The organism is Clostridium sp. BL-8 (assembly GCF_002006495.1).
GTDB lineage: Bacteria > Bacillota > Clostridia > Clostridiales > Clostridiaceae > Clostridium.
Window position 1 is genome coordinate 48,543 of the sequence record NZ_LZZL01000023.1, and the last position, 12,556, is coordinate 61,098.

Below are 12,556 nucleotides of genomic sequence, written 5' to 3' on the forward strand. Positions count from 1 at the left end.
TTTTGGACCCCATTTATACGTGGCAGTTACTTAGCTTAGTTTTACTAATTGCAGTATCAGGTTTTTTCTCGATGTCAGAAACAGCATTAATGTCTTTAAGCAGAATGAGATTAAGGCATATGGTTGAGGAAAAAGTTCCTAAAGCTGAACTGGTTGAAAAACTTATTGAAGATCCAAGTAAACTTTTAGGAGCAATTTTAATAGGAAATAATGTGGCAAATATTGCAGCATCGGCAGTAGCTACCGTGCTTGCGACTGATTTGTTTGGCGACACAGGAGTTGGAATAGCAACTGGAATAATAACGATTCTAGTATTAATTTTTGCTGAAATAACACCAAAGTCTATTGCAAAACAGAGAGCCGAAACAGTTTCTTTATTGGTTGCTACACCCATAAAATTTATAGTAATAATATTTAAGCCTTTGGTTTATATATTTACTTCTATATCTTCACTTTTTACTAGAATTTTTGCAGGAGATTTTAGTGAGGACAAGTCTTCTATAACAGAAGAGGAGTTAAGGACTATAGTTGGAGTTAGTGAAGAAGAGGGTGTTTTAGAAAATGCTGAAAAAGAGATGATATTTAATGTAATTGACTTTGCAGATCTTCTTGTAAAAGATGCAATGGTTCAAAGGGTTGATATTGTTTCAGTGGATGAAGAAGCAAGCTATGATGAAGTCATGCATATATTCAAAAACGAACAATTTTCAAGAATTCCAGTCTATAGAGAGACCATAGATAATATTATAGGTGTATTGAATGTTAAAGATCTTGCTATGGTTGAAAATATAAGAGAAGATTTTAATATTTCAAAATATATAAGGGAACCATTATATACTTTTGAATTTAGAAGAATCGTGGAATTGTTTAAGGAAATGAAAAAAACAAGAAATCATATGGCTGTTGTATTAGATGAATATGGCGGAACTGTAGGATTGATTACAATAGAAGATTTAGTAGAAGAGATAGTTGGAGATATCGAAGACGAATATGATGAAGAAAAGCATCCTATTGATGTCATAAATGATAATGAATATGTTGTTGATGGAAGTCTTAGACTTCATGATATAAGTGATTTAATAGGCTTTAATATAGATTCAGATGAATTCGATTCTATCGGCGGGCTCATGATAGGTGAACTTGGAAGAGTTCCGGAAGAATATGAGGAAGTTACAGTAAATGGTATAAAACTAATTGCTGAAGAAATAGTGAAGAATAGAATCAAAAAAGTTAGAATGATTATTAATATTGAAGAAAAGCAGGCGGCTAATGATATGTGAAAGACAGACAAGCATGAGCGCAAGTTTTTTGGAAATGATTAGATAAATTAAGATAGGAGGGGTATATTTCTAAGAGATTAGAAATACCCCTTCTATTTGTTTAATTATTTTTATAAGGTTGAAAATTATAATTAGACATACATGAGTATAAAGCGTATGATTTTAATTACTATACTATATGCAATAAGATGTAATAGTGATAATAATATTTGTAATGTATAGATTTTATTTTAGGTGATTAAGCAAGCAAGTGATAATTAATAAGTGATAAGTGGTAAGAGGCAAGTTTTAGGAAGAAAAGCTTTCAGCTTTTCTAAGGATATGTTTTTAGAAATCCATTTCGTGGATTTTATTATTATCTTATAACTAATCACTTGTCACTCATAACTAACTAAAGGGTGGTGGATTATGAATGACTTTTTGGAATTAGCTAAGGAAGAAGCAAGGATAGCGATGAGTAATGGGGAGATTCCAGTAGGTGCAGTAATTGTAAAAGATGGAGTAGTCATTGGAAAAGCCCATAATTTAAAGGAAACCTTAAAAGACAGTACAGCTCATGCTGAAATTTTAGCAATTAAAGAAGCTTCAAAGTATATTGGAGACTGGAGGCTGAGTGGGACTGAAATGTATGTTACCTTAGAGCCATGCCCAATGTGTGCCAGCGCAATTGTTCAAAGCAGAATATCTAAAATTTATATAGGAACTTTTAATAAGGATATGGGAGCATGCGGATCTGTAATAAATCTCTTGGACGATATGAGACTAGATAATTTTGTGAATGCTAAATGGCTGTATGATTCTGAATGCTCAAAAATGCTAACAGAATTTTTTGACAACAGGAGAAAAAAAGATTTATAATAATAGGTGGATTAGTTAACAATTAACAAATGATGATTGGCTTGGAACGAAAGCCTATTAGCTATATACAGGATGCTCAAAGAGAAAGTTTTAAAAAAGAAAGTGTAAAATACTACTAGATGAAGTTTATATTTTAGCTGTTTTGGATGCTCACTTTTAAACTCTCACTTTTGGAGCATCATTTTCCTTTTACGGGCTTTTTTGTTGCTATAGATATTCGGCTTTTAACTTAGACTTATATGATAGCTTACTGAAATCACATATATTTATATAATAATTAAAATCAAATAAGGGGATAAGGAGAGATGGCCGAGTGGTTTAAGGCGGTGGTCTCGAAAACCATTGTACCTATTTATGAGGTACCGGGGGTTCAAATCCCCCTCTCTCCGCCAATGTGTACATATTAGAAGTACCTTAAAGCTTAGTTTTGCTGACTTTAAGGTACTTTTTTATGTAAAGACTTTTAAAAATATTATTTTTAATGTAGCTTAGGAAATTTTATGATATATATTTATAGAATCGTAAAAAAATAGAGACAAACTTCGTATTTTGTTGTATAAATTAATTTGTAAGAGGTTTATTAACATAAGTGAAGCGATATATCTTACAGAAGTATTTCAATAAGAAAATTAGCAATAAACCATTTTTTATTGAAATAAGATAAAACTAGAAAATTATAAAACATTTGTGACAAATAACTGTAACAAAGTTGTAATATAATATGTATTTGGAATTATATTTCATACATAAAAGGAGAGAGTAAAATTATGCAAAAGAAAAGGAAAGCATTGACTTTCGCTATTTTAACAATGATATTATCTATATTTATGTTTTTTCATTCTATCTTTTACTATAAGTTTTTTAGTAAAGATCCAACTATAATAAATAATATGGTTTATGCCAGTTCACTTCCAGATAATGGCTTTAAATCAGTATATACTCCAAAGCTTAAATTTGATGATGAGCCTATAACCGAAGTTAATAATGTAACCTTAAATATTTTAAACGAAACTAATATTACAGATGTTCCTATGCTGCTTAAGGCACAAAGATACTACATCCCTCTTAGTTTTATTTGCAGCAAATTAAACTATACGCTTGACACTTCAGATAACAAAATATCATTATACAACAATGATAATAAAATTTCTCTAACTCAAAATTCCTATATTAAAAATTCTAATACAGGCTATCTTCGAGGTAATTTAATAAATAAGGATGATACTAATTATATTTCAATTTCAGATATAGAAAAATTATTTAATTTAATTGCTGTTTTTGATTTTAAAAATAATAGTATCAGTTTACTTGATAATAATGTTAAAGCACCTAATGAAGAGCCAACATCTTATAGTGACAAAGTTGCCTTAATCAGACTAGAAGACTTCGGCTGTGGTGGCAATTATGCAATAGATAAAAACCAAGCAAAAATAAAATTAATGGCTAATCTTTTATATTCTCAAGGAATGAAATTTCATGTTAGCTGGATTCCTAGATTTGTATCGCCAGCTGATAATATTGATAATGATTTGTTAACAAATAACAATATAACAAATGTAGGTTTTGTTGATCTTTTAGATTATTTTATTAATAAAGGTGGCGAAATAGGACTTCATGGCTACACTCATCAGCATGGTAATGAGATAAGTGGAATTGGTGAAGAACTCGCTAAGGATGTAAATGATACAGAGGCGGAAACACGTAGTGTAATTGAAAAAGGGATTGACACCGCAAGTGCCTTAAATATTCCTATTTCTTATTACGAAAGTCCGCATTATTTAGATACTGAGCTTCAGAAGAAAATAATTGCAGATTACTTCCAATTTGTATATGAACCTTTTAATGGTACAGATAATACCAATATATATAATTTAAATGACACTAACTTATTTGTTCCAACACCTTTAGGATATGTACATGATTCAGATCCTTCATCTATAATTAGTGGACTAAAAGATGAAAACCCTGATATACTTCATAGTTTTTATTATCATCCATTTGTTGAACTTAAATATGTAGATTTTAATACTAACAACAATAAACTTAATGTAACCTATGATGAAAGTTCACCGCTGCAAAAAATAACTAAAGCCCTTAAGGATGATGAGTATACTACAATTCATATTGATGAACTCAAATCTAATTAGATTTGAAAATTTTAATGCAGACTAAGTTTTAACATTTACATTAAAGAGAGCCATCAATAATTTGAATAGACTTTGTTGAGGTGAAGTATGAAAATAAAGATAAAAATAGTCAGTGGATTTCTTAGCTCTGGAAAAACGAGTTTTATAAATTCTATGTTACAAGAAGAAAAATTACAGGGTGAAATCATTGTTGTTATCCAGGATGAATTTGGGGATTGTGAAATAAAAGATGATTTGAATAATCAAAATCAAATTATAGTAATTAAAAGTGATAGAGATAAAGGAATTAGTGGAGATTTCATAAAAGAAATTATAAGAAAACATGCTCCAAATAGAATTTTTATTGAAGCAAATGGCATGAAGGATTCAAGTAACATAATTAATATCTTTAATAACAGAGGGCTTAAAAAAATATGCAAGGTTACTGATATAATAAATGTAATTGATGCAACAAGCTTTATCATGTATCTTAAAAATATGGGAAGTATAATCAGCACTAATATTTTTAATAGTGAAACTATAATTTTAAATAATGCAGATCAGCTAGAGAAGAAGGAATTTTCAAATATACAAAATGAGATTGAAAATATTAATGAGACAGCCACTATTATGAAACATGTTGCTGCAACAAACGGTGAAAACTTAGATAAAGAGGAATATGAGGAGATAAAAAGAAATGAACTTTTATTTTCTAATGCCATTATATATGTAGGTCTTGGAATGCTCTTATTTATCTTTCTTACACTAACAGTATTAAATGTTAAAATATCTGGTGTATATTTTGATAAATTCAAAAGGTTTTATGATGTGTTTATAAGTATATTGATTCAGGGACTTCCATTCATTCTTATTGGAAGTTTTGTATCTTCAATAATACAGATTTGTATATCTAGAGAGACGTTTATTAAAATATTTTCGAAGAATATTATGTTATCTTGTATTATTGCAGCTTTTTCAGGCTTACTATTTCCCATATGCGATTGTGGGACAATCCCTATAGTTAGAGGTCTTATGAAAAAGAAGATTCCTATAGCAGCAGGAATTACTTTTATGTTAGCAGCACCAATTGTAAATCCAATAGCAATTATTGCAACTATATATGCATTTCCAGGAATGAAAGCTGTAGTTATTTACCGAATAGCTACAGGAATAGTAATTGCAATTTTAGTAGGATTGATTATGCAGTTTATTACAAAAAAGGATGAAGAGATTTTAAAAAGTGATGTAGATATAGCTAAGTGTGACTGTGGGTTTTGTAATGATGACTATGATTACGCAAAAAACAAATTTCAAAAGGTTAAAGCAGTGTTTATTCATGCAGGAGACGAGTTTTTCAATATGGGTAAATTCATGATTATTGGTACTTTTTTATCTAGTATTTTTCAAAGCTTACAACTTATAAATGGTAATATGTATATTACAAATGATAGCAGAATTTCGCTTATAATAATGATTCTATTATCTTTCCTGCTGTCAGTTTGCTCAACTTCAGATGCCTTTGTTGCTAAAGGCTTCCTAAAAATATTTTCCATAAACTCTATAATGGGATTTTTAGTAGTTGGACCTATGTTAGATATTAAGAATATGATTATGCTCTTTGGAAGTTTTAAAAAGAAATTTGTATTAAAGTTAATATTTATTATTTTTGTAGTGTCGTTTAGTGTTCTGATTAATTGTAAATTAGCTTAGACGTACTCAATAAACTAAATGAAAGAGGCAGCATATGAAAAAATTAAATGCGGACATAATTATTAAAATACTAATATTGGTGTGCTTCTCCATATTTTACTTTAAGATTATTAAAGATGATGAGATACTGAGATATGTACATCCAAGAATTATTCCATTTTCAATTTTTGGAATGATAGCAATGTTTATAGTTGCAATATTTTTAATTACTGATAGACATCATATGAAAAAAAGGAAAATGAGACTTAAGAATTATATAATTTTTGTAATTCCATTGATTATGATATTTTTCATGCAAAATGCTAATGCAGATTCTTCAATAAAAGCTAATGAAATAAATACAAATTCAAATGAAATATTAAATGCCTCTAACTTAGCTTATGATAATATTAATTCTTCTGACTCACAGAAGGAAAATGGTGGACAGGATGGGCTATTTAGAAATGATAATGTTATTGAAGTGAGTGCTGATAATTTTCTAAATTCAATTGATAAGCTTATAGAAGATTCAGATAAATACGAAGGACAGGAAATAGAAATAACGGGTTTTGTCTATAAGGATACAACGTTAAAAGCTAATGAATTTATAATAGGCCGATTTGTAATGGCGTGTTGTGCAGCTGATTTACAAGTTAAAGGAATTAAATGCGATAGCAATAACCTGCAAACCTATGATAATGATACATGGGTAAAAGTAAAGGGTAAAATTAAGACCGAAACTGTTAACTATGAAGCAGAGCCAGTCATAGTAGTAGAAAGTATAGAAAAAGATCCTAATCCTTATACTTCATATTTATATCCATTTTAAAAACAAGATAGGATTATATTTTATGATTCAAAGCTATATTTAATAGGGTGCTGTGTACATGCCCTCACGTATCTAGTGAGAGGAAGTATACGGCACCCTTTATTTATGTCTTTGAAAATATAAAAAATCTTGATTTTAAAACTTAGTTATATCAATGGGTTTATCAGAATGGAGTGAGAAAAAAGTGTTACATTAATTTATTGAATCATAATAATCACCAATGCAGCATAGATATAAAATATTATTATGTAAATATGTTTTGTTAGAATGTCTCACACATAATATATTTTGTTTAAGCAAATCCACATTCATTGTAATAAGGAGGTATATAAAAGCTAAAGTAAATTCAATAATTGCCAATTGCACATTTTTAATTACAGCATAAATATTTAAAGGTATAAATCTATTTAAAGTATGTTTCGAGGTAAATTATGAATATAAAAGTTGAAATAATAATGGGCTTTCTTGAATCTGGAAAAACAAATTTTATAAATTCTATGCTTAAAGGTGATGAACTAAAAAATGAAACTATTGTTATTATTCAAGATGAATTCGGACGATGTGAAATAAATACTGACCTTAATAACTCAAAAAACAAAAATAAGGTTACTGTAATAAAAAATGATGGAAATGATGATATTACTGCAGATTATATAAAAAATATCATAAAGCAGCATTCTCCTGACAGAATATTCATTGAAGTAAATGGTATGAAAAATTCAAATGCTGTTATTGATACATTTAAGGATAAAAGCATAAGTAAGTTATGTAGAATTGATGATATAGTAACAGTTATTGATGTTAAAAAGTTTTCTATATTTCTTAGAAATATGAGAGGTATGTTAGTTCCTCTTATTTTTAATAGTGATACTATAGTTCTAAATAATGTTGATAAGTTAAATAAAAAAGAATTTAAAAATATTCAAAAGGAAATTAGAAACATTAATGAAACAGCTCGTCTTCTGGAGCATTCTTCATTATTAAACATAAAAGAGCTTCTTCAAGAGGAATATATAGAAATTAATCAGCAGCAAGGTTTCTATTTAAAAACATTATTTTATGTAAGTTTATTAATGTTTATATTTATCTTTTTAGTCACTGTATCAATGTCTGATACTAATGCACAGAATATATATTTAGATGAATTTAAAAAATTTTACACTGTATTTATAAGCATATTAATACAAGGTCTTCCTTTTATTTTAGTAGGGAGTTTTGTATCAGCAATCATACAAATTTGTATATCTAGAGAGACTTTTATTAAAATATTCCCTAAAAACATTTTTTTGTCATGTATAGTTGCCGCTTTGGCAGGCTTATTATTTCCAATATGCGATTGTGGGACAATACCGGTTGTTAAAGGTCTTATTAAAAAGAAAATACCATTAGCGGCAGGGGTTACTTTTATGCTGGCAGCACCAATAATAAATCCAATAGCAATTATCTCAACTATGTATGCTTTTGAAGGCACTAAAAGTATAGTGATTTCAAGGATAACTGCTGGAATAATAATTTCTATTTTAGTGGGCTTAATCATGCAGTTTTGGACAAAGAAAGATGAGAATATTTTAAAAAGTGATGATACAATAATTAACTGCAACTGCGGTTTTTGCGATGATGGCTCTGTTTCTTCTGGAAAGAAATTAGATAAGATAAAAGCAGTATTTATTCATGCAGGAGATGAGTTTTTTAACATAGGTAAATTTATGATTATTGGTACATTTTTATCTAGCATCTTTCAAATTACAGTATCCATAAATAATAATATGTTTATTCCTAAGGATAACAGAATTTCACTTTTATTAATGATGCTTTTAGCTTTTTTACTCTCAGTTTGTTCAACTTCTGATGCATTTATTGCTAAAGGCTTTTTAAAGCAGTTTTCAATGAATTCTATAATGGGATTTTTAGTAGTCGGGCCTATGCTGGACGTTAAAAATGCAATAATGCTTTTTGGAAGCTTTAAAAAGAAGTTTGTGCTTAAATTAATATTTGCGATTCTCGTTGTATCATTTAGTATTCTCATTAATTTTAGATTATTGTAGAATATTAAGAATTGAGTATAAGTATATTTTATTATAAGATGCCTTAGGTACAATCAAATAAATAGAAAATATCCATGATAACTTTTGACTCATTATTTATTTTCATGTGCCTTAATATTAATTTGGAGATGAATAAGATGAAAAAATTAAATTTAGATATAATTATTAAGATACTAATATTACTTGGTTTTTCGGTATTTTACTTTAAGATTATTAAGGATAATGAAATAATACTGTATGTACACCCAAGAATGATCCCATTTGCAATCTTTGGAATGATATCAATGTTTATAATCGCATTATTTTTAATTACAGACAGTGGTCGTAATAAGAAAAAGAAAATCAAGCTTAAAAATTATATAACTTTTATAATTCCGTTAATAATGATATTTTTTATGCAAAATACTAGTGCAAGCTCAGCAGTTGCAGCAAGCGATATAAATATGAACTCTAATGCAGCTTCAAATACTGATTCTGCTACAAGTTCAAACAACTCTTCAAGTCAAAATACTGATTTTAAGAGTAACTTAATTTCTGATAACTCAGATTATGAATTATATAGTGGAAAAGTTGAAAGTGATGGGGAAGGAAAAGTTGATAAAAATAAGCTGGATATTAAAGATAATGTTATACAAATAAATATAAAAAATTTTGTGACTTCTCTTGATGAAATTCTAGGAAATCCTGATAAATATAAAGACAAAGAAATAGAAATGTCAGGTTTCGTATATAAAGGCAAGGATTTAGATTTAAAAGAAAACAACTTTATATTAGGCAGATTTATGATGGTATGTTGTGCAGCAGACCTGCAAGTTGCAGGAATTGAATGTGATAGTAATAAGCTAGGAGCATACGATAATGGTACCTGGATAAAAGTAAAGGGAAAAATTAAAACTGAAACTTCTGGAGCTGAAGTAGATCCAATTATAGTTGCTGAGCAAATAGAAAAAGATCCAAATCCTGATGCTGCCTACGTATATCCATTTTAAGAATAAAAAAATAACAAGTCCATCTGCCAGAATATTTTCTATCACGAAAAACTCGATTTGCATATGCTCGTTGAGTTTCCTGTGATGAAAGATACTTATACTAGCTTTGGACTTGTTATTTTATATGCCTAATATTACTTTATAACCTTAAACTCATATCCTTGTCCTTTTAAATAATCTATTATTCCAGGTAAGGCTTTAGCTGTTTGTTCTTTTCCATAAGTGTCATGCATTAATATTATTGCTTTTTGTCTGCCTGCCACAGTTTTTATGAGCTCCTGTTTCAATTGCTCGGCATTTTTAGGTGCACCTTCTGCATCTCCAGATAATGCGTTCCAATCAATTTGATGCATATCTTTGTCATGTAATGCATCATCCATAGATTTTGCTCCTGAAGGATCTTGCTTATCCCATGTCATTTGTCCACCTGGGAATCTAACAGCCCTTGTTGAAAAATCCTGCCCTAAAACATTTTTTAGAGATTGATTTGTCTTCTCAAAGTCAGACATACAATGATCTAAGTTTATTTTCCCATTTGGATATAAATAGTTATAATCATGTGAATAAGTGTGATTACCTATTGCATTACCTTCATCAAATTCTCTTTTTACTAGATCTTTGCTCGCTTGATCTTTATCTATATATTTTCCTATAAGAAAGAAAGTTGCATGTACATTTTCTGCTTTAAGAACATCTAATATTTGAGGAGTAACTGTTTCTGATGGGCCATCATCAAAAGTTAAATAAACAACTTTTTTACCATCGGCTCCATCAGGCATTTGACCCTTCATTTGTTGATTTAAGTATTTTTCTACAAAGGCAGCATCTTCTACTTCAGAATTACTTTCAGTTGTAAGTGAATTACTATCTGTTCCATTTTTACTTTGATTGCTATCTGATCCAGACGCAGTATTTTTATCAGATCCAAGTGCTTGGGCAGCTTTTGTATTTGCTGAAAATCTTTGCGTTATTATAGTGCCAGTTATTATAGCTAATATAGAAATAATAATAAATAAAATAGTAATTTTAGCTTTTTTATTGTTTTTATTTTTGTTTCGATTATGCTTGTGTCCATACTTCATAGTTCATACCTCTTATGTCAAAATGATTTTTGTACTAAGTTACCTACCTCTAAATTTAAAGCTGTTATGAGAAAATACCTCCTGTAAACTCATCTAAATCTACATCAGTACCTATTCCAGTAACATATCCTGTATCGCTATATTGATGCCCGACTCTTGAAAACCATACGCTATTTGTTGGTAAATTTTGAAGTGGAGTATTGTTATAGTTTGCTTCCCATAAAGGATAGGTAGACAATCTTCCATCTAAATTACTTATGAAACTGCTATATGTATATATACCTATATTCATATTACTTACTTTTTTAAATTCAGCTATAAATCTTAAAGTATAATCCATAACATCAAAGTCTGATGTTTCTATGTCTAACATTGGTTTCAAATCATTTCTCTTATCTTTTATGTTATTATAGAAATTATCAGCTTGAGTTTCTGGAGCGCTTGTACCAACTAAGAAGTGGTAGAAACCAGTTTTTAATCCAGCAGCCGAAGCACCACTATAATTAACCTGTAAATATGGATCTATAAAGGTTGTCCCTTCAGTTGCTTTTATATATACTAGCTGAACGCCGCTTGATTTTACTGCATTAAAGTCTATAGTGCCATCATAATTACTAATATCTATACCGTAATACTGCCCAGAAGAATTACTTGTACTACCAGAGGAAGTATTTCCACCGCTATTATTAGTAGATGAAGGTGGAGCAGTATTTAGACTTGAAGTTCCAGTTCTCTTTCCATCGGCACCAATCTTATAGCCATCTTTTGTAGTATTGGTAAGCATTTTTCCTGTAGTTGTATCTAAGTAATAATCGCTTCCATCAACTGTAACCCATCCTATAGCCATAGAGCCGTCAGTGTGTAGATAATATTTGCTTCCGTCAAGGCTTAGCCAGCCAGTTGCCATAGTACCGTCATCCTTTAGGTAATACTTGACTCCGCTAAGAGTTACCCAGCCTGTCACCTTATTTCCATTAGAATCAAAGTAGTACCAGTTATTGTTTGACTGTATCCAGCCTGTTTTTAAATCACCGCTGTCATTAAATGTGTATGTTTTACCATCTATTGTATTAGAGCCAGTTACCATACTTCCATCGTTTTTTAGGTAGTACTTTTTATTATTGTCCGTAATCCAGCCAGTAGCTACTTTTCCACCATTATTAATATAGTACCATTTATTATTTAGCTTAATCCATCCAGTAGTAGTTGTTAGAGCGCCTGAATCTTTAAGATAGTATAGGTTTGAACCATCATTCTGGATTCCAGTTGCCATAGCTCCTGAACCAGTTAGAAAATACCAGTCACCATTTAGCAGCTTCCAGCCTGTTACCATAGCACCACTTGTATCTAGGTAATACCAAATGCCATTATCCTTAATCCATCCAGTTGCCATTTTGCCATCGTCTTCTTTTAAGTAATACCAGTTATTATCAGGTTTGATCCATCCAACAGCCTTCGTATTATCTGGCTTGTAATAGTACCAAGCCCCATTTTCGCTTTTCCAGCCAATAGTTGATGTTATATTAGCATCAGCAGTAGCGGCTTGTACACCTAGTGCTGGAACCAAGCTGAACATTGTTAATACTGATAAAACAGCAAGTTTCTTTTTAATATTCAAAACAGTTTGTCACTCCCTTTTTGCTTAAGCTTTAGTAAAA

General features: G+C 29.8%; 9 protein-coding genes and 1 tRNA gene. 8 read left to right on the forward strand and 2 right to left on the reverse strand.

What is annotated here, in order from left to right; genetic code table 11:
• The first annotated feature begins 2 nt into the window (after positions 1-2).
• The 8 genes from CLOBL_RS09960 (at position 3) to CLOBL_RS09995 (ending at position 9,816) form a co-directional block, all read left to right on the forward strand.
• Positions 3-1,280: a hemolysin family protein gene (locus tag CLOBL_RS09960; RefSeq protein WP_077858886.1), complete on the forward strand. Its 1,278-nt coding sequence runs from the start codon at positions 3-5 to the stop codon at positions 1,278-1,280.
• Between the two features lie 408 nt (positions 1,281-1,688).
• Positions 1,689-2,138, forward strand: coding sequence for a nucleoside deaminase (locus CLOBL_RS09965; RefSeq protein ID WP_077858887.1), 450 nt, complete (start codon positions 1,689-1,691; stop codon positions 2,136-2,138).
• A 299-nt stretch (positions 2,139-2,437) separates the two neighbouring features.
• A tRNA-Ser gene (locus CLOBL_RS09970) sits at positions 2,438-2,530 on the forward strand.
• A gap of 375 nt (positions 2,531-2,905) precedes the next feature.
• Positions 2,906-4,285, forward strand: a complete 1,380-nt coding sequence (locus tag CLOBL_RS09975) for a DUF2334 domain-containing protein (RefSeq protein WP_077858888.1) — start codon at positions 2,906-2,908, stop codon at positions 4,283-4,285.
• A gap of 87 nt (positions 4,286-4,372) precedes the next feature.
• Complete coding sequence (locus CLOBL_RS09980; RefSeq protein WP_077858889.1) at positions 4,373-5,974, forward strand: permease; 1,602 nt, start codon at positions 4,373-4,375, stop codon at positions 5,972-5,974.
• A 34-nt stretch (positions 5,975-6,008) separates the two neighbouring features.
• Entirely contained in the window at positions 6,009-6,782 is a 774-nt protein-coding gene (locus tag CLOBL_RS09985; protein ID WP_077858890.1) for a TIGR03943 family protein, read from the forward strand.
• A gap of 431 nt (positions 6,783-7,213) precedes the next feature.
• On the forward strand, positions 7,214-8,827 hold the full coding sequence (locus CLOBL_RS09990; protein ID WP_077858891.1) for a permease: 1,614 nt from the start codon (positions 7,214-7,216) through the stop codon (positions 8,825-8,827).
• A gap of 137 nt (positions 8,828-8,964) precedes the next feature.
• Positions 8,965-9,816 (forward strand): TIGR03943 family protein, encoded by an 852-nt coding sequence (locus CLOBL_RS09995; RefSeq protein WP_077858892.1) that lies wholly within the window; start codon positions 8,965-8,967, stop codon positions 9,814-9,816.
• 134 nt (positions 9,817-9,950) lie between these two features.
• On the opposite strand, the gene CLOBL_RS10000 is transcribed toward CLOBL_RS09995, so the two are convergent.
• Positions 9,951-10,898: a polysaccharide deacetylase family protein gene (locus CLOBL_RS10000; protein ID WP_077858893.1), complete on the reverse strand. Its 948-nt coding sequence runs from the start codon at positions 10,896-10,898 to the stop codon at positions 9,951-9,953.
• A gap of 64 nt (positions 10,899-10,962) precedes the next feature.
• Complete coding sequence (locus tag CLOBL_RS10005; RefSeq protein WP_077858894.1) at positions 10,963-12,516, reverse strand: GH25 family lysozyme; 1,554 nt, start codon at positions 12,514-12,516, stop codon at positions 10,963-10,965.
• Positions 12,517-12,556: the final 40 nt, after the last annotated feature.